Source organism: Variovorax sp. P4_D9, from assembly GCF_056401695.1.
Genome location: NZ_JBFUIU010000035.1, coordinates 1 through 26,392, shown reverse-complemented (window position 1 = coordinate 26,392; position 26,392 = coordinate 1). Strand labels below are relative to the sequence as shown.

Here is a 26,392-nt window from a genome sequence, read left to right as displayed (position 1 = left end):
GCCTCGTGCAGCCCGGCGGGCCGCAGCCGCCAGCCCGGCCGCAGCGCGACCAGCGGCGCCGGTTGCGCGACGCTCTGGTGCTGTCGCAGTTCGCCGGTGCGCACGAAGCCCAGCCGTTCGTACAGGCCTCGTCCTTCCGCGGTGGCATGCAACAAGACCGTGTGGTCGTCCAGGCCATCGAGCAGCGCGCTCATCAGCCGGTGGCCGATGCGGCGGCCCCGGCAGGCCGGCGTCACGATCACGAGGCCGATGGTGGCGTGGCGATCGCCCCAACGCCAGCGCAGCCCGGTGGCGATGATCTCGCCGTCGCGCTCGGCGACGATACCTTCGGCGTGCGCGAAAACCTGCGACCAGTCCGCCGGGCGGTGCGGCCAGCGCAGCTCGGCCGACAACGCATGTGCGAATGGAAGGTCGGCCGGCGTCATCGGTCTCAGCGCCACGCCATCCACGGCGGGGGTATTCAGGGTGTGATCGGGCATTGGGAAAGTCTCTTTCGCGAAGGGAACGGCGCGTCGATCTTGGACGACATCGCAGCGAGACACCAGACCGAAATCGACCTTCTTCGCAACTTGCAAGCATCGGCTGCCAGGGGTCCGGATTTTGCAATTCGCTGCGGCAGGGCACCTGCTTACGCACACAAATGCTGCGACATCCTGCCTAGGATCGATCGCCACTCTTTCGGCACCACAGCAACCCTACCGACATGCAAGTTTTCGACCCCCAACAGATCCACGTGCCCTCGGGCCATTTCATCGGAGGGCGCCTCGTGCCCGAGGCGGGCCGCATCGTCGTGAAACGGCCTTCCGACGCGCAACCGCATGCCGAAATTCCGCTGGGCGATGCGGGGACGGTGGACGCCGCCGTGCGCAACGCATGGACCGCCTGGCGCCACAGCGACTGGGCACGCCGCGCACCGCGCGATCGCGCCCGCGTCATGCGCCGCTGGGCCGATCTGATCGAGGCCTCCGCGGCGGAGTTGGGCCCGTTGGAAGCCGTGTGTTCCACGCGCCCCGTGCGCGATGCCATGGCCTGGGACATCCCGTTCACGGCGGAGGGCATACGCTTCTTTGCCGAGTATGCAGACAAGCTCGGCGGCGAGGTCGCCGCAACGCGCCACGACCACCTGGGTATGGTCGTGGCCGAGCCCTATGGCGTCGTCGGCGCGATCACGCCTTGGAATTTCCCGCTGGTCATGATCTCCTGGAAGGTCGGCGCCGCGCTGGCCGCAGGCAATGCAGTGGTGCTCAAGCCTTCCGAGCTGACGCCCTACTCCGCGCTGCGGCTGGCCGAACTGGCCATTGAGGCCGGGGTGCCACCGGGGCTCTTCAACATCGTGCAGGGCGATGGCCACACCACCGGCGACGCGCTCTCGCGGCATCCGCTGATCTCGAAAATGACTTTCACCGGCTCCACGCGCACCGGAGCCGCGATCATGTCCGCCTGTGCCTCGCACGGCCCCAAGCCGGTGACGCTGGAGCTGGGGGGCAAGAGCCCGCAACTGGTGTTCGACGATGCGCCCGACGTGGACCGCCTGGCCGGCATGATCGCCGGCGCGATCACCGGCAACGCGGGCCAGGTCTGCGTGGCCGGTTCGCGGCTGATCGTGCAGCGCGGCATCGCCGATGCGCTGGTCGAACGCATCGCTGCGCGCTTTGCAGCCATGCGCCCCGGTGCGACGTGGGACGACGCCGCCACGCTGCCACCCGTCATCTCGGCGTCGCAGGCGGGGCGCATCCGCGACGTCGTCGATCGTGCGCGCGCCGCCGGCGGCCGAATCCGCAGCGGCGGCAGCCTGTACGACGCCGGCCCCGGCGGCGCCTACTTCCAGCCGACATTGATCGAGGATGTGGATGCGGCCAATCCGGCCGTGCAGGAGGAGATCTTCGGCCCGGTGCTCACGGTCCAGACCTTCGGCGACGAAGAGGAAGGCCTGGCGCTCGCCGCCCACGAGCAGTACGGCCTCGCGGCCGGCGTGCACACCGCGGACATCGGCCGCGCGCTGCGCGCGATGCGCGGCATCTCGGCCGGCACCGTCTGGATCAACCGCTACGGGCGCAGCGCCGACTTCGTCATCCCCACCGGCGGCTACCACCAGTCGGGCATCGGCAAGGACCTGGGGCGCCAGGCGGTCGAGGCCAACCTGCGCTTCAAAAGCGTGCTGATCGACTTCGCGGCGACGCACTGAGGTGCATGGCCCGCACGCATCGAGGGCAGACCGCATGGCATGCCGCCGCACCCCCCGCAAACCGCAGCTTTGGTGCGGCAAGGGCCGCATTTCCCTACATCCCTGGTGCGACTGCGTGCTGCAATCACTTCGTAATGAGTTTGTCGCAATTGCCGCATGAGGCAGGCGGCCCGCCCCGGTCGGCGACCGGTTTGACACAGGATCAGTGACCATGACCTTCCGTCCCAAGTACGTGACCTTCGACTGCTACGGCACCCTCACGCGCTTCCGCATGGGCGAAATGACCCGCGACATCTTTGCCGACCGCGTGCCGGCCGAGCGCATGGAGCAGTTCATCGCCGACTTTTCAGCTTACCGCTTCGACGAGGTGCTGGGCGACTGGCAGCCCTACGAGGTCGTCCTGAAGAACGCGATACGGCGCCTCTGCAAGCAGTGGAAGCTGCAGTACCTCGACAGCGACGCCCAGAAGTACTACGACGCCGTGCCCACGTGGGGGCCCCATGACGACGTGCCTGTTGGCCTGGCCAAGGTCGCGAAGGAAATTCCGCTGGTGATCCTGTCGAACGCGTCGGACGACCAGATCCAGAAGAACGTGGCGATGCTCGGCGCGCCCTTCCACCGCGTCTACACCGCGCAGCAGGCACAGGCCTACAAGCCGCGCCTGAAGGCCTTCGAGTACATGCTCGACTCGCTCGGCTGCAACCCCGAGGACGTGCTGCACGTGTCGTCCAGCCTGCGCTACGACCTGATGTCCGCGGACGACATGGGCATCGTCGACAAGGTCTTCGTCAACCGCGGCCACGGCCCGGGCAACCCGGCCTACCGCTACGTCGAGATCGCCGACATCGGCGGCCTGCCCGGCGTCGTCGGCCTCTGATTCCCTTCACTCGCCCCGCCCGTCCCAAGCCATGAAGCTCGACTCCTACTGGACCGATTCGGCGCCCGCCTTCGTCCCCGAGCGGCACGCACTGCCGGCGCAGGTCGATGTCGCGATCGTGGGCGGCGGCTTCACCGGCCTGTCGGCGGCCCTGGCACTGGCTCGGCGCGGCGCCCGCATCGTCGTGCTCGAAGCCGGCGAACGTGTGGCGGCCGAGGCCTCTGGCCGCAATGGCGGGCACGTCAACAACGGGCTCGCGGTCGACTACGCCGACGTTGCTGCCAAGGCCGGCGTCGAGCGCGCCCGTGCCTGGTATCGCGCCTACGATGATGCGGTCGACACGGTCGCGCGGCTGGTGCGCGACGAAGGCATCGAGTGCGACTTCCTGCGGCACGGCAAGCTCAAGCTCGCCACGCGGGCGAACCAGATGGCCACGCTCGAACGCAGCGCGCAGCGCCTGATCGACGATGGCGTGGATACCGACGTGGAGATCCTCGACGCGGCAAGCGTGCGCGCCGAGGTTCAGAGCGATCGATTCCATGGCGGCCTTTTGTACAAGCGCAGCGGCCAGATGCACATGGGCCGCTTCGCCCAGGGCCTGGCCGCGGCAGCGCAGCGCAATGGCGCGCAGATCCACACCGGCACCGGCGTGTGCAGCATCGAACGCCTGGGCCAGGGCCACGCGCACAAGCTGCACACCGAACGCGGCACCGTCACCGCGCAGCAGGTGCTGCTGGCGACGGGCGCGACGCGCCACGGCGGCTACGGCAGCTTCGGCTGGCTGCGCCGACGCATCGTGCCGATCGGCAGCTTCATCGTGGTCACCGAGCCCCTCGGCGCCGAACGCGCGAACGCCCTGCTCGCGGCCCGGCGCACCTATGTGACGGTTGCCAACATCCACCATTACTTTCGCCTCACTGCCGACCACCGGCTGGTCTTCGGCGGGCGCGCACGCTTCGCAGTCTCCAGCCCGCAGATGGATGCCGCGAGCGGCGAGATCCTGCGCGCGGGCCTGGCCCAGACCTTTCCGCAGCTCGGCGCCGTGCGGCTCGACTACTGCTGGGGCGGCCTGGTCGACATGACTCAGGACCGCCTGCCCCACGCCGGCGAGCGCGAAGGCCCGTACTACGCGATGGGCTACAGCGGTCACGGCACGCAGATGTCGGTTCACATGGGCGAGCGCATGGCCGCCGTGATGGGCGGCGATGCGAGCGCCAATCCCTGGCAGGGCCGCGACTGGCCCGCCATTCCCGGCCACTTCGGCCCGCCGTGGTTCCTGCCAGCGGTGGGCCTCTACTACACGCTCAAGGACAGGATGGCCACCTGACCATCCCCTCGAGATCGCGTTCGTTCCGTGTTCCTCAAACCTTTGCCATCGACCCACCAGGAGTACCCCACCATGAGCGACAGCAGCAACAAGAGGTTCGAAAACCTCGTCGGTCCCGGCGAAAGCCTTCGTGTGATGGAGTCGCTCAAGCGCGGCGCCTCGCGGCGCGACATCCTGACGATGCTGATGGCCGGCGGCATGCAGGCCACGCTCGCCGGAGGCCTGGCGGGCATGGCGATGACCGCCCATGCGCAAACGCCCCGACGCGGCGGCCGCATCCGGGTGGCCGGCGCGACCGCCGCCGCGACCGACACGCTCGATCCGGCCAAGCAGTCGAACCAGACCGACTACTCGCGTTGCAACATGATCTACAACGGCCTTACCGCGCTGGACGGAAGCCTGACGCCGCAACCCGCGCTGGCCGAGTCGTTCACCACCAAGGATGCGAAGACTTGGGTCTTCACGTTGCGCAAGGGCGTGGTGTTCCACGACGGCAAGGCGCTCGCGCCGGCCGACGTCGTCTTCTCGGTGCTGCGTCACAAGGACCCGGCCACGGCGTCGAAGGCCAAGGTGCTCGCCGACCAGATCGAGAGCGCCAAGACCACCGGCCCCAACGAAGTGACCTTCGTGCTGAGCGCGCCGAACGCCGACCTGCCGGTGATCCTGGGCACCTTCCACTTCCACATCGTCAAGGAAGGCACCACCGACTTCAACGCCGGCATCGGCACCGGGCCTTACAAGCTCAAGGAATTCAAGCCCGGCGTACGCTCGCTGGTGGTGCGCAACGACGCCTACTGGAAGCCCGGCAAGCCCTACCTCGACGAGATCGARTTCGTSGGCATCGGCGACGAGAGCGCGCGCGTCAACGCRCTGCTKTCCGGYGGCATGGACCTGGTGGGCTCGGTCAATCCGCGCTCGGTCGAGCGSGTGAAGGSSACGCCSGGCTATGCGATCTTCACGACGCAGTCGGGCCAGTAYTCCGACCTGGTGATGCGCAAGGACRTGGGCCCMGGCGCCAACCCGGACTTCGTGCTGGCGATGAAGCACCTGTTCGACCGCGAGCAGATGAAGAAGACCATCGCGCTSGACTACGCGGTGSTCGSCAACGACCAGCCCATCGAYCCGACCAACCGCTTCTACTTCGCMGGCCTGCCSCAGCGSCCCTTCGACCTCGACAAGGCGAAGTTCCATCTGCAGAAGTCCGGCGTCACCGGCAAGGTGCCGGTGGTGGCATCGCCGGCAGCGCTCTACTCGGTSGAGATCGCGCTGATGCTGCAGCAGACCGCCCAGCGCGCCGGGCTGGAAATCGACATCAAGCGCATGCCGGCCGACGGCTACTGGTCGAATCACTGGCTCAACAGCCCGGTCGGCTTCGGCAACGTGAACCCGCGCCCGAGCGCCGACGTGCTGCTGACCCAATTCTTCCAGTCGGGTGCGGCCTGGAACGAGTCGCGCTGGAAGAGCGAGAAGTTCGACCAGTTGCTGCTGGCCTCGCGCGCCGAAACCGACCTGGCCAAGCGCAAGCAGATGTACGCCGACATGCAGACGATGATTCACCAGGAGGCCGGCATCGGCATTCCGCTGTTCCTCGCGAGCATCGACGGCCATACGTCCAAGCTCAAGGGCCTGACGCCGATTCCGCTAGGCGGCCTGATGGGCTACGCGTTCGCTGAGAACGTGTGGCTCGAGGCCTGATCCACACACGCCGGACCGCATTGGAAGACCTCTCATGAACCCCGTGATCCTCAAGCTCCTCGGCCAGCGGATCGCGCTGGCGCTGTTGTCGCTGCTGGCGGTGTCGGTGATCGTGTTCTCGATCACCGCGGTGCTGCCCGGCGATGCCGCGCAGGAGCAGCTGGGCCAGGACGCCACGCCCGAGGCCGTCGCCGCGCTGCGCGCGCAGATGGGCCTGGACGTGCCGGCGCCCGAGCGCTACCTGCATTGGCTGCTCGGCATGGTGAAGGGCGACCTCGGCCGCTCGGCCACGACGCAGATGCCGGTGGCCGAGCTGGTGGCCAGCCGCCTGCCCAACTCGCTGCTGCTCGCGGCGGTGACGGCGCTGTTTTCGGTGCCCATCGCGCTGGCGCTCGGCATCGCCTCGGCGGTGTACCGCGGCTCCTGGTTCGATCGCGCTGCCTCGACCTCGGCCGTGGCGGTGGTCTCGGTGCCGGAGTTCCTGGTCGCGACGCTGGCGGTTCTTGTGTTTGCGGTCAAGCTGCGCTGGCTGCCGGCGCTTTCCTTCGTCAATGACATCGAGTCGCTGGGCCAGTTGCTGCGCGCGTTTGCCATGCCGGTGCTGGTGCTGTGCTGCGTGATCGTCGCGCAGATGATGCGCATGACGCGCGCCGCGGTAATCGACCAGCTCGAGGCGCCCTACATCGAGATGGTGCGGCTCAAGGGCGCTTCGCCGATGCGCATGGTGCTGGCACATGCGCTGCCCAATGCTGTGGGCCCGATCGCCAACGCGGTGGCACTGAGCCTGTCGTACCTGCTCGGCGGCGTGATCATTGTCGAGACCATCTTCAACTACCCGGGCATCGCCAAGCTGATGGTCGACGGCGTCTCGCAGCGTGACATGCCGCTGGTGCAGACCTGCGCCATGATCTTCTGCTGCGCCTACTTGATCCTGGTGACGACAGCCGATATCTGCGGCATCGTCGCCAACCCGCGGCTGCGCCACCGTTGAACAAGAGGCAGCCAAATGGAATCATCGACCTCTACATCGGCCGTGAGCGCAACAACCTCCGTTTCGACCCCGCTCCCCGAGCGGCACCGCGGGCGGCTGCGCTGGCTCGCCCGCTTCGGCCCGTCCGGCCTGCTCGGACTCGCGGTTCTGCTGTTCTGGCTGCTCGCGGCGCTGATCGGACCCTGGCTCCTTTCGCACAGCACGGGTGCCATGGGCAGCAACAACGTCTTCGCTCCCGTCAGTGCGGCGCACTGGATGGGCACCGACTACCTCGGCCGCGACATGCTGGCGCGCGTCATCGAGGGCGCGCGCTACACGGTCGGTGTCGCGCTGCTCGCCACGCTCCTGGCCAGCGGCACCGGCACCACGCTGGCGCTGCTGGCCGCCGCCAGCGGCCGCTGGATCGACGCGGTGCTGAGCCGCGGCCTGGACACGCTGACCGCGATCCCGAGCAAGATGTTCGCGCTCATTATGGTGGCAGGCTTCGGCTCCTCGGTGCCGATGCTGGTGGGGACCGCCGCCATCATCTATGTGCCGGGCGCCTACCGCATCGCGCGCTCGCTGGCCGTCAACATCAATGCGCTCGACTACGTGACCGTGGCGCGCACGCGCGGCGAAGGCACGCTCTACATCATGCTGCGCGAGATCCTGCCCAACATCGTCGGACCGATGCTGGCGGACCTAGGCCTGCGCTTCGTCTACGTCGTGCTGCTGCTGGCGAGCCTGAGCTTTCTCGGCCTGGGCATTCAGCCGCCGGCGGCCGACTGGGGCTCGCTGGTGCGCGAAAACATCGGCGCGCTGGCCATGGGCGGCGCCTCGGTGATCGTGCCGGCGCTGGCGATCGCGAGCCTGACCATCGCGGTCAACCTGGTCATCGACAACCTTCCGGGCCGTTCGGCACGAGAAAGAGGAGCACGCTGATGGGCGCACCCGTGACCGTGAAGAACCTGAGCATCACGGCTGGCAACAGCACGCTGGTCGATGCCTTGAGCTTTTCCATCCAGCCCGGAGAGGTGCTGGCGCTGATCGGCGAGTCGGGCTCTGGCAAGACCACCACCGCGCTGGCGCTGATGGGCTATGCGCGCCACGGCTGCCGCATCTCGGCGGGCCGGGTGCAGATCGGCGACACCGACGTGCTGTCGCTGGATGCGGCGCAGCAGCGCGCACTGCGCGGTCGCACGGTCGCCTACATCGCGCAGAGCGCAGCCGCCTCCTTCAATCCCTCGCGCACGATCATGGACCAAGTGATCGAACCGACCGTCATCCACGGCCTCTGCAAGCGGGCCGAGGCCGAGGCGAAGGCAGTGCAGCTGTTCCGCGAACTGGCGCTGCCCGATCCGGAAACCATCGGCGCACGCTATCCGCACCAGGTTTCGGGCGGCCAGTTGCAGCGGCTGATGGCGGCGATGGCACTGATCGGCGATCCCGAGCTCGTGATCCTCGACGAGCCGACCACCGCGCTCGACGTGACGACGCAGATCGAAGTGCTGCGCGCCTTCCGCCGCGTGGTGCGCGAACGCCGCGCCACCGCGGTGTACGTGAGCCACGACCTGGCCGTGGTGGCTCAGATGGCCGACCACATCCTGGTGCTGCGCAACGGGAAGATGCACGAGGTCAATGCGACCGGACAGATCCTTTCTGCCCCGGTCGACGCCTACACCAAATGCCTGTTGGCCGCCGCGCGGCCGGCAACGCGCGCCTCCGGCCAGAGTTCGGGCGATAGCGAACTGCTGCTCGAGGTGCGGGAGCTCTCTGCCGGCTACGGCCCCGTCGACGCGCACGGCCGTCCGGCCAAGCTGATCCTCGAGGACATCAATCTCAAACTCTATCGCGGCCAGGCGATCGGAGTGATCGGCGAGTCGGGTTCCGGAAAAACCACGCTGGCGCGCGCCGTCGCCGGCTTGCTGGCGCCTTGCCAGGGCAGCATCTTGTTCAACAACCATGAACTGAAGCCGTCGCTGGCGCAGCGCGACAAGGAACAGCTGCGCCGGGTTCAGATCGTGTTCCAGATGGCCGACACGGCGCTTAACCCCTCGCAGACGATCGAGCGCATCCTGGCGCGGCCGCTGAAGTTCTACACGGGCTTACGCGGCGAGCCGTTGCAGCGGCGCATCCGCGAGCTGCTGGAGTTGGTGAAGCTGCCGCAGACCGTGGCCGGCCGTCTGCCGAACGGCCTTTCGGGCGGGCAGAAGCAACGCGTCAACCTGGCGCGCGCGCTCGCGGCCGAGCCCGACCTGATCCTGTGCGACGAGGTGACCTCGGCCTTGGACACCGTGGTCGCCGCGGCGGTGCTCGACCTGATTGCCGAGCTGCGGCGCGAGCTCGGCGTGTCCTACTTGTTCATTAGCCACGACCTGCATACGGTGCGCGCGGTCTGCGACGAGATCGTCGTGATGCAGCACGGCCGCAAGCTCGCGCAGGTGGCGCGCGCCGACTACGAGCGTGGGCCGCACCACCCCTATTACGAACTGCTGGCCCGCTCGGTGCCCGAATTGCGCCAAGGCTGGCTGGACGACATGGACCGCAAGACGGCGCTCGYAACATGAAAGACACAGACATGACTCCCACCTTCCGAATCGCACTGATCGCCGGCGACGGCATCGGCAAGGAAGTGATGCCCGAGGGCCTGCGCGTGGTGCAAGCCGCTGCGACGCGCTTCGGCTTCGAGCTCGACTGTCGCACCATCGACTGGGCCAGTTGCGACTACTACGTTGCGCACGGCCAGATGATGCCGGACGACTGGAAGGCGCAGCTCAAGGGCGTCGACGCGCTGTACTTCGGCGCCGTCGGCTGGCCKGCGACCGTGCCCGACCATGTCTCGCTGTGGGGATCGCTCCTGAAGTTCCGCCGCGARTTCGACCAGTACATCAACCTGCGCCCGGTGCGCCTGTTCGAAGGCGTGCCCTGCCCGCTGGCCGGCCGCCAACCCGGCGACATCGACTATCTCGTGGTGCGCGAGAACACCGAGGGCGAATACACCTCGCTCGGYGGCGTRATGTACGAAGGCACCGAGCGCGAGATCGTGATCCAGGAATCGGTGTTCTCGCGCCACGGCACCGACCGCGTGCTGAGGTACGCCTACGAACTCGCCCAGGCGCGGCAGAGAAAWCACCTGACRGTTGCCACCAAGAGCAACGGCATCGCGATCAGCATGCCCTGGTGGGACGGGCGCGCCGACGCGATCGGCCGCGACTATCCCGAGGTGCAGGTCGACAAGCAGCACATCGACATTCTGTCGGCGCGCTTCGTGCTGCAGCCCACGCGCTTCGACGTGGTGGTAGCGAGCAAYCTGTTCGGCGACATCCTCTCCGACCTCGGCCCCGCRACCACCGGCACCRTCGGCCTCGCGCCCTCAGCCAATCTCAACCCGGACCGCAAGTTCCCRTCGCTGTTCGAGCCCGTGCACGGCTCGGCGCCGGACATCTACGGCCAGAACATCGCCAACCCCATCGCCATGATCTGGTCGGGCGCGCTGATGCTGGACTTCCTGACCCAGGGCCAGGGCGCAGGGCGCGCCGCGCACGACGCGATCCTCGACGCGATCGAGACGGTGCTGCGCGAGGGCCCGCGCACGCGCGACCTCGGTGGGTGCGCGTCCACCACCGAGTTGGGCATCGCCATCGCCGAGCGCGTCTCCGCGTCTTGATTCCCTCATTGCGAGTTCAACCGAAGCCGCTTCAACCATGACACTGACCCTCCAACGCCAGGATCTGATGCCCGGCACCCACCTCATCGGCGGCAAATGGCAAGAGGCAAGCGATGCCCGCCGCCTTGACGTGACCGACCCCGCCACCGACGGCGTCTTCGCGAGCGTTCCCGACGGCACGGCCGCCGATGCGCGCGCCGCGGTCGATGCCGCGCATGCCGCCTTCCGCGCCTGGCGCGCCGTGCCCGCGAAGCAGCGCGCACAGGTCCTCAAGCGCTGGAACGACCTCATACTCGAACACCAGGAAGACCTGGGCCGCCTCGTCTCGCGCGAGCAGGGCAAGCCGCTGGCCGAGGGGCGCGGCGAGGTGGCCTATGCGGCCAGCTACGTCGAGTGGTTCGCCGAGGAAGCCACGCGCGCCAACGGCGACGTGATCCCCGCGCCGGTGAGCGGCCGCCGCATGCTCGCGCTGAAGGAGCCCGTGGGCGTGGTCGCGGCAATCACGCCGTGGAACTTTCCGGCCGCCATGATCGCCCGCAAGATCGCGCCGGCGCTCGCGGCCGGCTGCACGGTGGTGTGCAAGCCGGCCGAAGACACGCCGCTCACCTCGCTCGCGCTCGTCAAGCTGGCCCAGGAGGCCGGCGTGCCGCCCGGCGTGCTGAACATCGTCACCGCCTCGCGCGAACGCACGCCCGAGGTGGTGAACGCGTGGCTGGCCGACGCGCGCGTGCGCAAGATCAGCTTCACGGGTTCGACGCCCGTGGGCAAGCATCTCGCACGCGCCTCGGCCGACACGCTGAAGAAGCTGTCGCTCGAGCTCGGCGGCAATGCGCCCTTCATCGTGTTCGAGGACGCCGACATCAACGCCGCGGTCGAAGGCCTGATGGCGGCCAAGTTTCGCAACGGCGGCCAGACCTGCGTGTGCCCGAACCGCGTGTTCGTCCAGGCCCGGGTGCATGACACCTTCGTCGACAAGCTGGCGGCGCGTGTCGGCGCGCTGAAGGTCGGCCCGGCCACCGAGCCCGACTCGCAGATCGGCCCGATGATCAACGCGCGGGCGGTCGACAAGATCGAACGCCATGTGCGCGATGCAGTCGCAAAGGGCGCGCAGGTCGTCGTCGGCGGCAAGCGCCTGCGCTCTGCGCGCTGCGTCGGCCCCAACTACTTTGCGCCGACCGTGCTCGTGAACGCCGACGCCAGCATGGAATGCAGCTGCGAAGAGACCTTCGGGCCGGTGGTGCCGGTCACGCGCTTCGACAGCGAGGCCGAGGTGATCGCCGCCGCTAACGAAACTCCCTTCGGGCTCGCGGCGTACTTCTATTCGACCGACGTGCGCCGAATCTGGCGCGTGGCCGAGGCGCTGGAGTCGGGCATCGTCGGGATTAACGAGGGCGCCCTGGCCGCCGAGGCGGCGCCCTTCGGCGGCGTGAAGGAGTCGGGCTATGGCCGCGAGGGATCGGTGCATGGCCTGGACGACTTCATGCACATCAAGTACCTCTGCCAGGGGCAACTCTAGCTGCGGTGCCGTCCGGCGCAACCGCAGGCAGTTCCAACGAAATTTTGGACCTTTGCCGGGCTTGCGCGCCGTCGTGGGTAAAGGCGCGCGCCCGCCGCTGAATCGGTGGAAGCCTCTGGGGCAGCGGTTCCAGCCCTCCGGCGGCAAGCCGCCGCCATTTATGAACCAGGTTCGCGTTGAGTCCGTGGGCCATGGCACGCTGGCCACTGAGGCTGCAGGCCTGGCGCATTCGGCGAGAACTTGCGCTTTCAGCGCAGCGTCATGGCGCCGCCGGGAGGAGTGCTTGGCGTCTTAGATAGTGTCTACCTATAAGAGTTGGTGGGCACCATGCTGGCGCGTCAGCGGTGCTGATTCAAGACGGGTTCACCGGACGCATACTCTGTGGCTGCCTGTGAGGTAGGCCGGGAACCGGCCCGATTTGTCGGCACGATCGCTCCCGATTTGCGCGTGCTGCTCAAGCTGCTGGCCAAGGCCGGCGATCGGGCGCAGGTCAGCGTCGTCTACGAAGCCGGCCCCATCGGCTACGGGCTGTACCGGGAGCTGTGCCAGCGCGGCTACCGATGCGAGATCGTGGCGCCATCGCTGATTCCGCGTCGCCCCGGCGATCGGGGCAAGAACGACCGGCGCGATTGCGCCCGGCTGTCGGGCCACGCCAGCGCGGTGACCTCGCTGGCCAAGTTCGGATCGGCGGCCGAGGAGACCCGATCTATGACGCCGGTGTACAACTGGTCAAGCCGCCGAGAATTACGTTCCTGGTAGGCTACTTCGTCAATGCCGGTTTCCGGCGCGAGCTGCGACGGGTGCTCAACCGGGGTGAAGCGGTCAACGCGCTCAAGCGCGCGATCTATACCGGCCGCGTCACGCCGGCGCAGGCGTGCCGAAGAGATGCGGGCCGTGGCCGATGCCCTGAGCCTTTTGGCCAACATCGTGATGGCCTGGAACACGGCGCAGATGCAGACGGTGCTGGACCGGTGGGCCAACCGGCGCCAGATCGTGCCGCCGGAGCTGACCGGGCGCATCGCGCCCACGCGGCTGGAAGGCATCAACCTGCGGGGCGTCTTCCGTTTCCCTGTTGAGCGCTATGCGGCGCAACTCCTCGTCCCAAACTGCAGGCAAAACAAGGGCCAGTGGCTGAAATCGACCTCCGAATGGCGCGCTTTGGAGTGGCAAGCGAGGGGTAACAGAATCTCGTGCAGCGACAAGGACTTGCGAGGGCCACACAGCGCGAAACCCGCGCCAATGCTCATCGGTCGAAGCGTCACTTTCCGCACTCAAAACAGATCGACCCTTCATAGAGGAGGTTCTGCAGCGAATTGCATGTGGGTCTCCGACCGTGCGGCGGCGGAATATCGTGAAAGCTCCGGCTGCAGCCGACTGCTCGACGGGACCAGGCCGAGGCGGTGCGCCGTCAGCACCGCGTCGGTACGGCGATCGCTTATGGCTCGCTTCAGGTTTGCACTTGGCACGAGGCGTGCACGCTGGGCCACCCGTAGTCGCGGCCCCTCAGTGCGCGGGCAAGAAGATAGTTGATCCGCGCGCGCTCGCTCAGGCTGTCCATTTGCACCGAGCCGCTGGCGTCGCAGGGAAATGACAGGGCGCGGCGCGTGCCGCTGAGCGAGGGAAAGCGCAGCTCGAAGGCGGACTGTGCAGCGGATGAGCTGGGGGCGGCGTGCATGGCGGTGTCCACGTGGTTCATTTCGATGGAGCAGTTCCAGGAAGCATGGTCGTGCGCCTCACTCAGGATCGCGTCCGCCCAGGGCGGTCTCGATGCATGCGAGGAGGTCTACCACACTGAAGGGCTTTGCGAGAAAGCAGATCACCTCCGCTTCAAGGCGCGCGCGCGCCTGTTCGTCGGGGTAGGCGGTGATGAGGACCGTAGGAATCGGGGTGCCGGCGGCGGCCCGGCGGCGGTGCAGCTCGAGCCCGGTCATCGCATGCGCATGTCGGCGATGAGGCATCGGATGGTGCACGTGCCCTTCGATTGCAGGAAGCTCTCGGCCGAGTCGAAGGCGGCGGCGGACAAGCCGGCGGAGCCGAGCAGATCCTTCGTGGTGTCTCGGACCGATGCATCGTCGTCCACGATCGCTACGGTCGGGTTGGTGCGCACGTGTATCTCCTTGCGGGTCTTCTTGAGCCTTGACGCAAGACTAGGCTGATTGCGCGCGCAAGACCATTGCACGTGCGTCACGCGCGCTACGACTTTGGTTTAGGCGCCTAAGGCCCCGGGTTGGAGAGGCCGAGCGTGTCCGCGATGCGCACGAGCTGCACCAGGGACTTCGTCTGCATCTTGCGCATGATCTGCCCGCGGTGGACCTTGACGGTGGCCTCGCTGATGCCCAGCTCGGCCGCGATCTGCTTGTTCACGCGCCCGGCGCTCACCAGCGCCATGACTTCGCGCTCGCGCTGGGTGAGCGCGGCGAAGCGTTGCCGGAGCTCTGCGACGAGCGCCGTCTCGCGACGCTGCGCGCGGTGCCGCTCGACCGCAGCATCGATCGCATCGAGGAGCTCCTGGTCGCGGAAGGGCTTGSYCAGGAASTCGACKGCGCCGGCCTTCATRSCGCGCACSGTCATCGGAATGTCGCCGTGCCCGGTGATGAAGATCACGGGCAGATCGACGCCCGCTCGAGGGAGTTCTTGCTGAAAGCTCAATCCGCTTGCGCCGGGCAGCCGCACGTCGAGCACCAGGCAGCCGGGCGCGTCCGGGCGCTGCGCCTGCATGAAGTCATGCGTCGAGGCGAAAAGGCGCACGTCCATGCCGACTGAGGCGAGGAGATCCTGAAGCGCCTCGCGCATGGCCAGGTCGTCGTCGACCACGAAGACAACGGGCCGCTCGGTTGCCACTACGGCCCCCGTTCCCCGACCGGCAGCGAAAACCGGAACACGGCGCCGTGGGGCAGGTTCGGCGCGGTCCAGAGCTGGCCGCCGTGGGCCTCGATGATCGACCGGCTGATCGAAAGCCCCATGCCGATGCCCTGCGCCTTGGAGGTATGGAAGGGCTCGAAGAGCTTATCCGCGATCTCGGGCGCGATGCCGGGGCCCGAGTCGCGCACCTCGATGCACACGCCGTCCTGCGCTTCGCTCGCGCCGATGACCAGCTGCCGCGGGCGATTGCCGGGCGCGCTCATGGCCTCGATGGCGTTGACGATGAGATTGAGGATCACCTGCTGGAGCTGCACCCCGTCACCCCACACGGGCGGCAGGCCGTCGGAAAGCGACTTCTCGAGCGCAATGTCGTTGCGGCGCATCTGGTCGCGCGTGAGCGCAATCACGTCCAGGATGATCTGGTTGACATCGACGCGGTCCCGCCGTGGCGGCTGACGCATGACCAGTGCGCGGATGCGGTCGATGACTTCGCCCGCGCGCTTGCCGTCCCTGGCAATGCGTTCGAGCGAGCGCCGTGCCTTTTCAAGCTCGGGCGGCTGGGCCGCGAGCCAGCGCGCGCAGGACCCCGCGCTCGCGACCATGGCCCCAAGCGGCTGGTTGACCTCGTGCGCGATCGAGGCCGCGAGCACGCCGAGCGTGGTCACGCGGTTTACTCGCGCAAGCGCCGCCTGCGCCTCGCGCAGGGCTTCCGACGCGAGGACGTGGTCAGTGAGATCGCGCGTGATTACAAGCGCAGCCTCCAGGCGCTCCGAGCCGAGCCGCAGCGGCGAGTAGGACACCGACAGGTAGACGCGCCCCAGTTCGGTCGTGAACCAGTCTGCGAACGTGAACTGCTCTCCGGCGAGACAGCGGTCGATATTTGGCTTCACGTTGCGCTCGAAGAAGTCGGTCCCGAGGAGATCGGCGACATGCATGCCGACGATCTTCTCGGCCGGCATCCTCCAATTGCGCCCGTACACCGCATTGACCCTTTGATAGCGGTAATCCCGGCCGATCACGGCCACGCCATCGGAGGCGCTCTCGAACACCTGCCGCGTCAAGTACTCGGCCCGCTTGCGCTCGGTGATGTCCATGATGCTCACGAGCGTGCTGCCGAACTTGGCCGGCTGAGGCGGGAATGCCATCGTGAAGAGAACGGACAACGTGGCTCCCTTCAACGTACCGAGCACCGTCTCGGCCGCAAAGGAAGTCCGACCCTCCGCCAAGGCGCAAAGCTCTTCCGCGAACACCTGCACGCTCTCTGGCAGGAATACCTTGTGGATTGACCGCAAAAACTCTTCCTTACTCCGCGCCCCGAACAGCTCGATGGTTGCGTCATTGACGTCGAGCACCTTCACCAGGGCAAGGGCCTGACGGACGAACTCGGGATGAGTGGCCAGGTGCCGGCGCAAGTCGCGCACGCCCTGCGCCTTGAGTTCGTCGATGGCAGCCTCGACCGCGGACAAGTCCTCTTCCCAGATCGAAACGCTCGCGCCCTGGAAAATGTGCCGGTATCGGCTTTCGCTTTCGCGCAGCTCCTCTTCCGCATGCCTGAGCTCCGTCATGTCCTGCACGATGCCGAAGAAGCGCCGAGGCCGGCCGGAGGGATCGCGCGCCACGTCGGCGCTGTTGCGGACCACGCGCACCTCGCCGTCCGGGCGCACCACCCGGTACTCCATGTCGAAGCGCGGACCGCCCTGCACGCCGGCCTCATTGGCCTGCTCCACCCTTTCACGGTCGTCCGGATGGACGAGGTCCAGCAACCGGCCTTCCAATTGCCCGGACTCGGGCCACTGCAGGCCGTGGATGCGGAAGGCTTCTTCCGAAGCGGTCATGCGACCGCTGTTCAGGTCGGCTTCCCAATGACCGAGATGCGCCATGCGCTGCGCCTCTTCGAGCTTGCGCTCGCTTTCGCGCAGGCTGCGGAAGATGAGAAGACTGGTGAGCGCGTCGGCAAGCCGATGTCCGATCTCCTCGAACAACCGCTTTTCCTGCGCCGTCCAGGCGCGCGCGCGCGAGCACTGGTGCAGCCCGAAGAGGTAAGGTTGATCGGCCTTGGGGTACAGCGCCATGGCGAGCACAGATCTGATGCTGAAACTCTCCGCGAGCTGCGCCGGCACCTGGAACTCGCAGCCAGGACCGAATGACACGGCTCCGTTCGCAGCGCGCGCTGTCCGTAACACCGTGGCGACATCCGGATCGAGGGGCAGCTCGGCGCCCAGGCTGAACGCGCCGGGAAACTCAGGCCGAGTCTGTTCCATGACTGCGCGCCAGCAGTCAGCCTCCGGATCGCACGGATAGGTGAGCCATGCCCGGTCGCAAGCAAAGATGTCGAGGACTGCATCGAGCACATCGCTCATCATCTTCTCGAGGTCGTTGGTTCCCTGCATGGCGCGGTTGACGCGATTCATGCTTTCCAGGAACCAAAGATGCGCGCGCCGCTCCTCTTCCGCGCGCTTCAGGTCCTCGATGTCGGCAAGGATTCCATACCACTTCAGAATCCTTCCACCTTCGCCGCGCATCGGCACGGCGCGGCTCAGGAACCAGCGGTATTCGCCGTCCGCGCGACGAACACGCGCTTCCTGCTCGAAAGGCTCGCCTGTCGCCATGTGATGCGCCCGCGCTTGCATGTAGCCGGGCAGATCTTCGGGATGAATTGCAGCCAGCCAGTTCGCATCGGCGAGCGAGAAGCCCGTGTATTCGCTCCCGCGCCGGTTGACGAGCACACCGGAGCCATCGGCGTCGGTGACGAAGGCAATCGCCGGCATCGTCTCGAGCACCTCCCGAAGCTCTTTCTCGCTCCGGCGGACCGCATCTTCAGCGCGCTTGCGCTCGGTGATGTCCCGCCCGACGCCCCGGTAGCCCGTGAAGCGCCCCGCCTCGTCGAACATCGGCAGCCCGGATACCGACACATGGCGTATGCCGCCGTCGGACGTAGCCCGGGCGAGCTCGAAGTCGCGGAACGGGACATGGGCGTCGAGCGCTGCGCGGTGCTGGCGCCAAGCCTCCTCGACCGGCTCCACATAGGGCACTTCCCATCGCCTCTTGCCGATCTCCGAGCCCGGCGCCGGCGCGCGGTCGAACTGTGCGGAATACTCCTGCCGGGTGAAGCGATGCTGGGCGTCGCTCTCCCAGTACACATCGAAAGAGAACTTCACAAGCGTGCGAAAGCGCTCCTCGCTCTCGCGCAACGCCTCCTCGGCGTGCTTGCTCTCGGTGATGTCCTCGCACGCCACGAGCAGCACCGGCCCGCTCCTCAGCACGACCGCGTTCGCCGACTCCCGGACCCACAGCACCGTGCCGTCCTTGCGGACCTTGCGCGCCTTCCAGCGCATCACGCGCCCCGGCTGCCGGAAAGCCTGCTCGGCGTTTCCCTGGACGAACGTCCTATCGGCTTCGTAGAACACGTTCAGCACCGGCTGGCCGATCAGCTGGCTCACGCGCCAACCCAACTGCTCTGCGCCGACGGGATTCACCGACAGGATCGCGCCGGCTGCATCGATAATGAAGTACATCGTGGGATTCGCTTCGAAGGCCGCTCTCCATTGCTCCTCGAGATCCTGCCGAGCCTCCTCGGCCCGCTTGTGCTCCGTGATGTCGGTATTGGTCGCGAGGATCGCCACCGGCTCTCCCTGCTCGTCTCGCTGCAATGCCAGGCGGCTCGCCACGACCACCGGTGTTCCGTTTCGCCTGTGATGCACCAGCTCGCCTTCCCAGCGTCCGGTGCTCAGCACCTGCGAATCGATCTGCTCGAGCGGCACGGCGGAGATGGTCTTCAGCAGCTCGGGCGCGGACTTGCCGAGCGCCTCTTCAGCCGTCCATCCATACATCTCCTCGGCGCCGCGGTTCCAGTACTTGATCGCTGCTTTCATGTCGCGCACGAACATGGCGTCATGCGTGAGATTCAGCAGGTCGGCGTGCTCGCGCTTCGAGGCTTCCGCCTGCCGCTCGAAAGGCTGACACGCCGGGCGCGACAGCGTTTCGTCGCTCTTACGTTTTGTCACAAGCGACTCCGATCGGCGTCGCGGCATGTGAGCCGCAGCATTTCGCGCAGCGCCGGTGGTAGGGCCGGCTCCTCATTGGGTAGTGGCGAACGCTATTCTGAACGTCCTCGTGACCCCTGTCACGGCGCAGTCAGTTCTGCCAGTAATTGCATTCAAAGCTGACGCGCGATGGAGGGATACGACACGAAAGAGACCCGCAAATAGGTCATCCACATCCACTCGCGGATCATGGGGGCCATCGAGGCTGGCAACGGCGACCTGGCCGAACGCAGCATGCGGCAGCAGCGTTTTGGTACGCGGCGCGCCGGCGGCACGGCGATCCGCACGCCACACGCCGCTGTGCAGGCTGGGCCTTGCGAAATATCGCACAACCGATCGCGCCCCTGCGGCCGACAATGACGCGACGCCACTCCCGACTGTGAGGCCCACCATGGCAGCCGACACCCGCATCGACCTGTCTGCAGGCATTTCCCTCGCCGACATCCGGCCGCACGAAGCGTTGACCGGCCGGGTCGGCAGCGACGACGTGATCCTGCTGCGGAGCGCCGATTCGCTCTTCGCGGTCACTGCGCACTGCACGCACTACGGCGGTGAACTGGCGCAGGGCCTGGTGGTCGGCGACACGCTGCGCTGCCCCTTGCACCATGCCTGCTTCAGCCTGCGCACCGGCGAGGCGGTGCGTGCGCCCGCGCTCGATGCGCTGGGTTGCTGGCGGGTCGAGCAGGTCGACGGCAAGGCCTTCGTGCGAGAGAAGATCGAGCCGGGCCCGCCCGCCGCAGCGACTTCCGGCGCGCCCGATTCGGTGCTGATCCTCGGTGCCGGCGCGGCCGGGCTCGCGGCGGCCGACATGCTGCGGCGCAAGGGCTACGAGGGCCTGATCACGATGGTCAGCGCCGATGCCGATCCGCCCTGTGATCGCCCCAACCTGTCGAAAGACTACCTCGCCGGTACCGCGGCGGCCGACTGGATCCCGTTGCGGCCGCCCGAGTTCTATGTCGATCGCCGCATCGATCTGCTGCTGGATTCGCGCGCCACGGCGATCGACTTGGCCACCTGCCGCGTCCAGCTCGAAGGCGGCCGCGAACTCGGCTGGGGCGCCCTGCTGCTCGCGACCGGCGCCGATCCGGTGCGCCTCGATGTGCCGGGCACCGCACCCGGGCAGATCATGACGCTGCGCAGCTTCGCGGACAGCCGCGCGATCGTGCAGAAAGCCGGGTCGGCCCGGCGCGCGCTCGTGGTCGGCGCGAGCTTCATCGGGCTCGAGGTCGCGGCGTCGTTGCGCACGCGCGGGATCGAGGTGCATGTGGTCGCACCCGAGAGCGTGCCGATGGCGCGCGTGCTCGGTGCCGAGGTCGGCCGCGTCGTCCAGGCCTTGCATGAATCGCACGGCGTGGTGTTCCATCTCGGCGCGACGCTCGAACGGGTCGAGGGCTCGGTCGCGGTCCTCAGCGACGGCATGCGCATCGACGCCGACCTGATCGTGATGGGCGTGGGCGTGCGGCCGGCGTTGCAGTTGGCCGAGCAGGCGGGCCTGGCGATCGATCGCGGCGTCACCGTCGACGCCTACCTCCAGACCAGCGTCGACGGCGTGTTCGCAGCCGGCGACATCGCCCGCTGGCCGGACGTGCACAGCGGCGAGCGCATCCGCGTCGAGCACTGGGTCGTGGCCGAGCGTCAGGGCCAGGTCGCCGCGCTGAACATGCTCGGCCGCCGCCAGCCCTTCGATGCCGTGCCCTTCTTCTGGAGCCAGCACTACGACGTCGCGATCAACTACCTCGGCCACGCCGAAAGCTGGGATGCGGCGGACATCGAGGGCTCGCTGGCCGCTCACGACTGCCGCATCAGCTACCGGCGCCGCGGCCAGACGCTGGCGGTCGCGACGATCGCGCGCGACCTGCAGAGCCTCGAGGCGGAGCGTGACATGGAGCGCGGCCTCTGACGCTCGCGGGAACGCCCTGCCTACACCGCCCGCGGCAAAGGCTGCAGCATGCTCGCCCGGTTCTGCTCCGTGTCCATGAATGACACGTACTGCCCGACACCCGGAATCTCCATCGGCTCCCCGAGCACCGTGCCGCCGGCCGCCGCGACCTGCTCCATCGCGGCCCGGATGTCGTCCACCGCGATGACCACCGAGGGGTGCTGCGCGGGCCAGTCGGGCTTGCGCGGGAAGAAGCCGCCATTGATGGCGCCGGGCTGCACCGGGCGGCCCGTCGGGCCGGCTTCCGCGGTGGCGGCCGTGACGTAGCCACCCATCTCCGCGCCGAGCTGCCGGGTTTGCCAGCCGAAGACAGTCTCGTAGAAGCGCGCCATGCGGCTGGCGTCGTCGTAGGGCATTTCGAAGTGAACAACGGGGTTCATGTCCATTTCCTTTCGGTCGATGAAGATCTCAGAGCGTGGCGGCCAGGGCCGTGAGCTGGTCGGTAGCGATGCCCCAGCCCGTGTAAAAACCGATCTTCTCGTGGGCTGCGCAGTCCTCGGCCGTCCAGCGGCGCACGCGCGCCTTGTAGCGCGTGCGGCCGCCTTCGTCCTCGAAGGTGAGGATGCCAGTCATGAAAGGCTTGGCCGTCGGCACCCAGGCGGAGGTGTAGGCATCCGTGAAGACGATGCGCTCGTTCGGCACGATCTCCAGGTACACGCCGCGATTGGGCATCAGGGTGCCGTCGGGGCCCTGCATCGTGATCAGGCTGCGCCGCCGGGGCGGACGTCGACCTCGGCCTCGTCGGTTCTCCAAGGCGGCGTCGTGAACCACTGAAGGATGAGCGCGGGCTCGGTCCAGCAGCGGAACAGCTTGTCGCGCGGCACGTCGATCAGGCGGGTCAGAACGAGTTCGTGATCGCTCATGGCTTGGGCTTCCTTGAAGAAGCCGGGTGCGGCTTGGCACCCAGCAGGTTGGCGACATGCTGTCGCAGATGGTCGACGCACTGGCGCGCAATGGCGGCACCGCCTTGCGCCTTGGCCAGGATGAATGCGCCCTGCAAGCTGGCCTGCGTGAACAGCGCCAGCACCTGCGGATCCCACGCGGCGTCGGACGCGTAGAGGGCCTTGGCGGCCGCGATGTCGCGGCCGACGGTCTGAGCATGCAGCTCGATGCCCTCGTTGCAGGCGGCGCGCAGGCGCGGATGCGTCTCGAAGGTCTCCTGCACGAGCGTGCCCAGCAGGCAGCTGTAGTCCGGCGCGTCGCCGCGCAGGAGCTGCTTGCGGAAGTCGATGTAGCCCAGCACCCGGTCGCGCGGGTCGGTCAGCCGCTGGTAGGGCGCGCGCTCGAACAGGCCGCCGGTGGTGCTGTTCCAGTGCGCCACCGCCACCAGGGTCATGTCTTCCTTGCTCGGGAAGTGGTGGAAGAAGCTGCCCTTGGTGACCCCGGCCGCGACGCAGACGTCGTCCACCGTGGTCGCGGTGTAGCCCTTGCTGCGGATGACCTGCAGCGCCGCGTCGAGCAGTCTGGTTCTGGCGTCTTGAGCAGCGGTGTCCATGGGTCGGACCGTACCGTACCATTCGGTATGGTGTCAAGACACTCGACCCTGAGGGTCACCTCGAGCTCGACTCGGCACCGATACGCCCACTGTCCTATTGGGTGTATCGAAGCGCTATATTGAGCGTGCCGCACCGACACGCCATAGGAGGGGACGCAGAGGGAGAAAATCATGCTGAAAACATCCGCCATGACACTCCTGCCGACCGCAGGCGCCTGCGCCCTGCTGTTGATGACGGCAGCGAAGGGCGCCGACAAGGTCGAAGCCGATTCCATCGTTCTCGGCGCGGCGGTGTCGCTCACCGGCAAGTATTCCGTCAACGGCAAGAACACGAAGGACGGCTACGATCTTGCGGTCAAGCGCGCCAACGAAAACGGCGGTGTCAAGGTGGGCGACAAGAGCTACAAATTCAAGATCGTCTACTACGACGATGAATCCACGCCGGCGCGCGGGGCACAGCTCGCCGAGCGCCTGATTGCCCAGGACGGAGTGAAGTTTGTGCTGGGCGCCTACAGCTCGGGATTGACCAAGGCGATCGCGCCGGTGACCGAGAAATACAAGGTTCCGCACGTCGAAGGCAACGGCGCGGCGCGCGAATTGTTCACCCAAGGCTATCGCTACCTCTTTGCCGTCCTGTCCACTTCGGACTACTACTTGCGCGATGCAGTGAATCTGGCGGCCGAAGTCGCCAGGCAGAACGGTCGCGACCCGAAGACGCTCAAGGTCGCGATGGCTTTCGAGAACGATCCGTTCAGCCTGGACGTGCGCGACGGCGTCGTGGAGGACGCCACGCGTCAGGGCATGAAGGTCGTCATCGACGATAAGCTGCCGCCCGACCTGAATGACATGGCGGCGACGCTCGCCAAGGTCAGGGCCCTCAAACCCGATCTGCTCATCGTGTCCGGGCACGAGAAGGGCGCGACCCTCGTGGTGCGACAGACGGCGGAGATGAAATTGGACGTCCCGATGATCGCCACGACGCACTGCGACTCGGCCCAGGTTGCGGAGACGCTGGGCAAGCTCGCCGAGTCGCTCTTGTGCGCTTCGCAGTGGGACCGCAGCCTGAACTATCAGGACAAGTGGTTCGGTACCGCCGAGCAGTATGCGCAGCTCTTCAAGAAGGAGTTCGGCTACGAAGCACCCTATCAGGCGGCCGAGTCGACGGCGTCGGTATTGGTCTTTGTGGACGCCTTCGAACGCGCCCAGTCCTTCGATCCCGAGAAGGTGCGCGATGCCATCGCCAGCACCGACATGATGACCTTCTACGGGCCGATCAAGTTCGACCCGAGTGGAAAGAACACCGCCAAGCCCATGGTGCTTTACCAGGTGCAGAACGGACACTACAAGGTGGTGGCCCCGACCCGATGGGCCGAGGCCAAGCTGGTCTGGCCGCGAAGAGTGGCGCCGTAGCGGCGGCGTCCCGTTCCCCGGTCCGGCGGCCCGGGACTGGGAGAGGTGAATGGCGAGATGAACAACCTCCAGTTGCTGTTCGACGCGCCCGTGCTGTCGGTGCAGTTGCTGCTCGACGGTATTTGGATCGGAGCGATCTTTGCGCTCCCAGCATACGGCATGGCGCTCGTCTGGGGCGTGATGAACCTGATCAATATCGCCCAGGGCGAGTTGGTCATGCTCGGGGGGTACGTCGCGTTCTTCCTGTATGCCGCCGGCATCCACCCATTGTTCGGCATTCCGCTGGCCGCGCTGCTGATGTTCCTTTTCGGCTGGGCGCTGTACCGCAGCGTCATCTTCCGCGTCGTGGACAAGGATCTGTTCATCTCCATCCTCGCCACCTTCGGCCTCAGCATTCTCTTGCAGCAACTCGCCAACGGCCTGTTCGGCGCAAATCTGCGCACGGCCGAGTCCGGTTTTGGAACAATTTTCCTGTTCGGCGGGCTGGTCACTGTCCCCGAGATCAAGCTGGTTTCATGCGTGGCGGCCCTGGCGGTCGGGGCTGCGTTGATGGGGTTTCTCAAGCGTTCGCGCATGGGACGGGCTATCCGGGCCACGGCCCAGAACGCGCGTGCCGCGCGCATCATGGGCGTTGATACAGACGCCGTGTACGCCTGGACCTTCAGCATCAACGCGGCGATCTGCGGGGCGGCCGGCGCCCTGGTGGCGATGACCTGGGTCGTGCATCCGTACCTGGGCCTGCCGTACACGGTGCGCTCGTTCATGATCGTGATCCTCGCCGGACTCGGCAATGTGATGGCCGTGTTCGTCTCCGCGCTCGGGCTCGGCGCGGCCGAGAATTTCGCCGGGTTCATCCTTGGTGCGGAATACCAGGCGGCCTTTGTTTATGGGCTCCTGGTCGTCATTCTCATGGGACGGCGGTTCTCGCTCGGTCGCCAGCGGAGGGTCCTGCGATGAACTCGGCGTTCACCCGTCTGGCCCTTCATGCCGGCGTCGCGGTCCTGGCGCTGCTGGCGCTGCTGGCGCCAATCCTGGTGCCCGACTACCGCACGCAGCTGGCGTTCCTGTGGGTGATGATTGTGTTCGCGCTCACCTGGGACCTGCAAGGCGGCCAGATGGGCTACAACTCTTTCGGCAACATCCTGTTCTTCGGCATCGGCACGTACGCCTGTGCCGTCGTGCAGCGGGACTCGGGTCTCGGCTATTTTCCGGCGCTGTTCCTTGGCATGGGTGCGGGCGCCGTGCTTGCAGTCGCCGTGGCCGCACTGCTCGGGTCCGGCATGCTCGGCTTGCGCGGACACTACTTCGCCATCGGCACGCTGGGTCTGGGCATTGCCGCGGGCGAACTTGCCGGCGGCTGGGAGTTCATCGGCGCCGGCGCGGGCATGGTCCCGCCGCTGTTCCCCGGCGCGATCGGCGGGCGCGAGAGCTTCTTCTACTACCTCTGCCTGGCACTTGCGGCCATCACCCTTCCGTTCCTGCGCTGGTTGTACGCCGGATGCTTTGGCCTTGCGATCAACGCCATCCGCGACGATGAAGACAAGGCCGAAGCGATGGGCCTGCGCACGACGCGGTACAAGACCACGGCGTGGTGCATCTCGGCGTTGTTTCTGGCACTTTCCGGCGCTGCCGTGGGCAACATGATCGGCTTCATCGATGCGCGCGAGGTCGCGTTCGCCGGCACGACCTTCGGCGTGTGGATGGTGCTGATGGCGATCCTGGGCGGCAAGGGAACGCTTTGGGGCCCCGTGATCGGTGCGGTGATCTTTCATCTGACCAAGGAGGTGTTCTGGACCTACTTGCTCGGCTGGCAGCGCGTGGCGCTGGGCTTGCTGATCGTGATCATCGTGGTGTTCTTCCCGCGCGGGATTCTCGGGTGGGTGCACGAGCGCTGGCCGGAGCGGTTCGGTCACCGGATCGAAGGATCGGAGGTCCACCAATGACGGCGATCCTCAGCATCCAGGACGTGCACAAGACATTCGGCGGCGTGGTCGCCAACAACGGGATCAGTCTCGACGTGCCCGAGGGCAAGATCGTCGGCATGATCGGCCCCAACGGCTCAGGCAAGACCACGCTGTTCAATTCGATCGTCGGCTATCACCCGATCGACGCCGGATCGATCCGCTTTCAGGCACGCGAGATCTCTCGTTTGCGTGTGCCCGAGATCGCCCGTCTCGGTCTGTTGCGCACCTTTCAGCAGACGCGCATCTACGGCAGGATGACCTGCACGCAAAACATGATCATCAGCGTGCCGCAGTCCGGCGATCGATGGCGCTCGATGTTTCGCCGCGTTTCGCCCGCCGAGACCGGCAAGGCCGAGGATCTGCTCAAATTCGTCGGCCTGTACGCCAAACGCCAGCTTCAAGCGGGCGAGCTTTCCTTCGGACAGCAGAAGCTGCTCGAGTT

General features: G+C 67.0%; 24 protein-coding genes and 2 pseudogenes. 16 read left to right on the top strand and 10 right to left on the bottom strand.

Annotated features, from left to right (window positions below):
* Positions 1 to 479, bottom strand: a 479-nt coding sequence (locus AC1DY5_RS06360) for a GNAT family N-acetyltransferase (protein ID WP_478109777.1), incomplete at its 3' end; no start/stop codon positions are given.
* Positions 480 to 703: 224 nt separating this feature from the next.
* Between AC1DY5_RS06360 and AC1DY5_RS06355 the strand changes: the two genes are divergently transcribed.
* The 11 genes and pseudogenes from AC1DY5_RS06355 to AC1DY5_RS06305 all read left to right on the top strand — a co-directional run.
* Positions 704 to 2,185: an aldehyde dehydrogenase family protein gene (locus AC1DY5_RS06355; RefSeq protein WP_478109776.1), complete on the top strand. Its 1,482-nt coding sequence runs from the start codon at positions 704 to 706 to the stop codon at positions 2,183 to 2,185.
* A gap of 211 nt (positions 2,186 to 2,396) precedes the next feature.
* Entirely contained in the window at positions 2,397 to 3,062 is a 666-nt protein-coding gene (locus tag AC1DY5_RS06350; protein ID WP_478109774.1) for a haloacid dehalogenase type II, read from the top strand.
* A 31-nt stretch (positions 3,063 to 3,093) separates the two neighbouring features.
* A complete protein-coding gene (locus AC1DY5_RS06345) occupies positions 3,094 to 4,389 on the top strand; it encodes an NAD(P)/FAD-dependent oxidoreductase (RefSeq protein WP_478109773.1) in 1,296 nt (431 codons plus the stop codon).
* Between the two features lie 72 nt (positions 4,390 to 4,461).
* On the top strand, positions 4,462 to 6,084 hold the full coding sequence (locus AC1DY5_RS06340) for an ABC transporter substrate-binding protein (protein ID WP_478109772.1): 1,623 nt from the start codon (positions 4,462 to 4,464) through the stop codon (positions 6,082 to 6,084).
* A 34-nt stretch (positions 6,085 to 6,118) separates the two neighbouring features.
* Positions 6,119 to 7,075 (top strand): ABC transporter permease, encoded by a 957-nt coding sequence (locus AC1DY5_RS06335; RefSeq protein WP_478109769.1) that lies wholly within the window; start codon positions 6,119 to 6,121, stop codon positions 7,073 to 7,075.
* Positions 7,076 to 7,090: 15 nt separating this feature from the next.
* A complete protein-coding gene (locus AC1DY5_RS06330; protein ID WP_478109766.1) occupies positions 7,091 to 7,996 on the top strand; it encodes an ABC transporter permease in 906 nt (301 codons plus the stop codon).
* Positions 7,996 to 9,621, top strand: coding sequence for an ABC transporter ATP-binding protein (locus AC1DY5_RS06325; RefSeq protein ID WP_478109764.1), 1,626 nt, complete (start codon positions 7,996 to 7,998; stop codon positions 9,619 to 9,621). Before AC1DY5_RS06330 ends, AC1DY5_RS06325 begins: the two co-directional genes overlap by 1 nt.
* Positions 9,622 to 9,632: 11 nt before the next feature.
* Positions 9,633 to 10,721 carry a tartrate dehydrogenase gene (locus AC1DY5_RS06320; protein WP_478109762.1) on the top strand — a complete coding sequence of 363 codons (1,089 nt, stop codon included), beginning with the start codon at positions 9,633 to 9,635 and terminating at the stop codon, positions 10,719 to 10,721.
* A gap of 37 nt (positions 10,722 to 10,758) precedes the next feature.
* Entirely contained in the window at positions 10,759 to 12,237 is a 1,479-nt protein-coding gene (locus tag AC1DY5_RS06315) for an NAD-dependent succinate-semialdehyde dehydrogenase (protein WP_478109760.1), read from the top strand.
* 381 nt (positions 12,238 to 12,618) lie between these two features.
* Positions 12,619 to 12,882 (top strand): annotated as a pseudogene (locus tag AC1DY5_RS06310) (IS110-like element ISCARN28 family transposase); the annotation flags it as partial.
* Positions 12,877 to 13,335 (top strand): annotated as a pseudogene (locus AC1DY5_RS06305) (Tn3 family transposase); the annotation flags it as partial. The pseudogenes AC1DY5_RS06310 and AC1DY5_RS06305, both read left to right, overlap by 6 nt.
* A 349-nt stretch (positions 13,336 to 13,684) precedes the next feature.
* On the opposite strand, the gene AC1DY5_RS06300 reads toward AC1DY5_RS06305, so the two are convergent.
* From AC1DY5_RS06300 to AC1DY5_RS06280, 5 genes are all read right to left on the bottom strand, one after another.
* A complete protein-coding gene (locus AC1DY5_RS06300; RefSeq protein ID WP_478109758.1) occupies positions 13,685 to 13,912 on the bottom strand; it encodes a hypothetical protein in 228 nt (75 codons plus the stop codon).
* Between the two features lie 58 nt (positions 13,913 to 13,970).
* On the bottom strand, positions 13,971 to 14,168 hold the full coding sequence (locus AC1DY5_RS06295; RefSeq protein WP_478109755.1) for a hypothetical protein: 198 nt from the start codon (positions 14,166 to 14,168) through the stop codon (positions 13,971 to 13,973).
* The gene (locus tag AC1DY5_RS06290) at positions 14,165 to 14,344 is read right to left on the bottom strand and encodes a hypothetical protein (protein ID WP_478109753.1); all 180 of its coding nucleotides are present in this window, start codon (positions 14,342 to 14,344) and stop codon (positions 14,165 to 14,167) included. Before AC1DY5_RS06290 ends, AC1DY5_RS06295 begins: the two co-directional genes overlap by 4 nt.
* A 107-nt stretch (positions 14,345 to 14,451) precedes the next feature.
* Positions 14,452 to 15,051, bottom strand: coding sequence for a response regulator transcription factor (locus AC1DY5_RS06285; RefSeq protein ID WP_478109750.1), 600 nt, complete (start codon positions 15,049 to 15,051; stop codon positions 14,452 to 14,454).
* Between the two features lie 26 nt (positions 15,052 to 15,077).
* On the bottom strand, positions 15,078 to 18,971 hold the full coding sequence (locus tag AC1DY5_RS06280; protein ID WP_478109779.1) for a PAS domain-containing sensor histidine kinase: 3,894 nt from the start codon (positions 18,969 to 18,971) through the stop codon (positions 15,078 to 15,080).
* A gap of 562 nt (positions 18,972 to 19,533) precedes the next feature.
* Between AC1DY5_RS06280 and AC1DY5_RS06275 the strand changes: the two genes are divergently transcribed.
* The gene (locus AC1DY5_RS06275) at positions 19,534 to 21,042 is read left to right on the top strand and encodes an FAD-dependent oxidoreductase (protein WP_478109747.1); all 1,509 of its coding nucleotides are present in this window, start codon (positions 19,534 to 19,536) and stop codon (positions 21,040 to 21,042) included.
* Between the two features lie 20 nt (positions 21,043 to 21,062).
* Here AC1DY5_RS06275 and AC1DY5_RS06270 read toward each other — a convergent pair whose 3' ends face one another.
* Genes AC1DY5_RS06270 through AC1DY5_RS06255 form a run of 4 tightly spaced genes read right to left on the bottom strand, consistent with a single transcriptional unit; the run spans position 21,063 to position 22,576 of the window.
* Positions 21,063 to 21,461 carry a VOC family protein gene (locus AC1DY5_RS06270; RefSeq protein ID WP_478109744.1) on the bottom strand — a complete coding sequence of 133 codons (399 nt, stop codon included), beginning with the start codon at positions 21,459 to 21,461 and terminating at the stop codon, positions 21,063 to 21,065.
* Positions 21,462 to 21,489: 28 nt separating this feature from the next.
* Complete coding sequence (locus AC1DY5_RS06265; RefSeq protein ID WP_478109739.1) at positions 21,490 to 21,777, bottom strand: SRPBCC domain-containing protein; 288 nt, start codon at positions 21,775 to 21,777, stop codon at positions 21,490 to 21,492.
* A gap of 5 nt (positions 21,778 to 21,782) precedes the next feature.
* Positions 21,783 to 21,944 carry an SRPBCC domain-containing protein gene (locus AC1DY5_RS06260; RefSeq protein ID WP_478109735.1) on the bottom strand — a complete coding sequence of 54 codons (162 nt, stop codon included), beginning with the start codon at positions 21,942 to 21,944 and terminating at the stop codon, positions 21,783 to 21,785.
* The gene (locus tag AC1DY5_RS06255; RefSeq protein WP_478109733.1) at positions 21,941 to 22,576 is read right to left on the bottom strand and encodes a TetR/AcrR family transcriptional regulator; all 636 of its coding nucleotides are present in this window, start codon (positions 22,574 to 22,576) and stop codon (positions 21,941 to 21,943) included. The genes AC1DY5_RS06260 and AC1DY5_RS06255 overlap by 4 nt, the downstream gene beginning before the upstream one ends.
* Before the next feature lie 171 nt (positions 22,577 to 22,747).
* Between AC1DY5_RS06255 and AC1DY5_RS06250 the strand changes: the two genes are divergently transcribed.
* From AC1DY5_RS06250 to AC1DY5_RS06235, 4 genes are all read left to right on the top strand, one after another.
* Entirely contained in the window at positions 22,748 to 23,986 is a 1,239-nt protein-coding gene (locus AC1DY5_RS06250) for an amino acid ABC transporter substrate-binding protein (protein ID WP_478109731.1), read from the top strand.
* Positions 23,987 to 24,043: 57 nt separating this feature from the next.
* Positions 24,044 to 24,943: a branched-chain amino acid ABC transporter permease gene (locus AC1DY5_RS06245; protein ID WP_478109729.1), complete on the top strand. Its 900-nt coding sequence runs from the start codon at positions 24,044 to 24,046 to the stop codon at positions 24,941 to 24,943.
* Positions 24,940 to 25,929 (top strand): branched-chain amino acid ABC transporter permease, encoded by a 990-nt coding sequence (locus AC1DY5_RS06240; protein ID WP_478109727.1) that lies wholly within the window; start codon positions 24,940 to 24,942, stop codon positions 25,927 to 25,929. The genes AC1DY5_RS06245 and AC1DY5_RS06240 overlap by 4 nt, the downstream gene beginning before the upstream one ends.
* Before the next feature lie 44 nt (positions 25,930 to 25,973).
* A partial coding sequence (locus AC1DY5_RS06235) for an ATP-binding cassette domain-containing protein (protein ID WP_478109725.1) occupies positions 25,974 to 26,392 on the top strand: 419 nt, incomplete at its 3' end.

Excerpts from the sequence above, each read along its gene's own strand:
- AC1DY5_RS06355 (WP_478109776.1), top strand. The coding sequence starts at position 704 with ATGCAAGTTTTCGACCCCCAACAGATCCACGTGCCCTCGGGCCATTTC.
- AC1DY5_RS06350 (WP_478109774.1), top strand. The coding sequence starts at position 2,397 with ATGACCTTCCGTCCCAAGTACGTGACCTTCGACTGCTACGGCACCCTC.
- AC1DY5_RS06345 (WP_478109773.1), top strand. The coding sequence starts at position 3,094 with ATGAAGCTCGACTCCTACTGGACCGATTCGGCGCCCGCCTTCGTCCCC.
- AC1DY5_RS06335 (WP_478109769.1), top strand. The coding sequence starts at position 6,119 with ATGAACCCCGTGATCCTCAAGCTCCTCGGCCAGCGGATCGCGCTGGCG.
- AC1DY5_RS06330 (WP_478109766.1), top strand. The coding sequence starts at position 7,091 with ATGGAATCATCGACCTCTACATCGGCCGTGAGCGCAACAACCTCCGTT.
- AC1DY5_RS06315 (WP_478109760.1), top strand. The coding sequence starts at position 10,759 with ATGACACTGACCCTCCAACGCCAGGATCTGATGCCCGGCACCCACCTC.
- AC1DY5_RS06300 (WP_478109758.1), bottom strand. The coding sequence starts at position 13,912 with ATGCACGCCGCCCCCAGCTCATCCGCTGCACAGTCCGCCTTCGAGCTG.
- AC1DY5_RS06295 (WP_478109755.1), bottom strand. The coding sequence starts at position 14,168 with ATGACCGGGCTCGAGCTGCACCGCCGCCGGGCCGCCGCCGGCACCCCG.
- AC1DY5_RS06280 (WP_478109779.1), bottom strand. The coding sequence starts at position 18,971 with ATGAAAGCAGCGATCAAGTACTGGAACCGCGGCGCCGAGGAGATGTAT.
- AC1DY5_RS06275 (WP_478109747.1), top strand. The coding sequence starts at position 19,534 with ATGGCAGCCGACACCCGCATCGACCTGTCTGCAGGCATTTCCCTCGCC.
- AC1DY5_RS06270 (WP_478109744.1), bottom strand. The coding sequence starts at position 21,461 with ATGAACCCCGTTGTTCACTTCGAAATGCCCTACGACGACGCCAGCCGC.
- AC1DY5_RS06265 (WP_478109739.1), bottom strand. The coding sequence starts at position 21,777 with ATGCAGGGCCCCGACGGCACCCTGATGCCCAATCGCGGCGTGTACCTG.
- AC1DY5_RS06260 (WP_478109735.1), bottom strand. The coding sequence starts at position 21,944 with ATGAGCGATCACGAACTCGTTCTGACCCGCCTGATCGACGTGCCGCGC.
- AC1DY5_RS06255 (WP_478109733.1), bottom strand. The coding sequence starts at position 22,576 with ATGGACACCGCTGCTCAAGACGCCAGAACCAGACTGCTCGACGCGGCG.
- AC1DY5_RS06250 (WP_478109731.1), top strand. The coding sequence starts at position 22,748 with ATGCTGAAAACATCCGCCATGACACTCCTGCCGACCGCAGGCGCCTGC.
- AC1DY5_RS06245 (WP_478109729.1), top strand. The coding sequence starts at position 24,044 with ATGAACAACCTCCAGTTGCTGTTCGACGCGCCCGTGCTGTCGGTGCAG.
- AC1DY5_RS06240 (WP_478109727.1), top strand. The coding sequence starts at position 24,940 with ATGAACTCGGCGTTCACCCGTCTGGCCCTTCATGCCGGCGTCGCGGTC.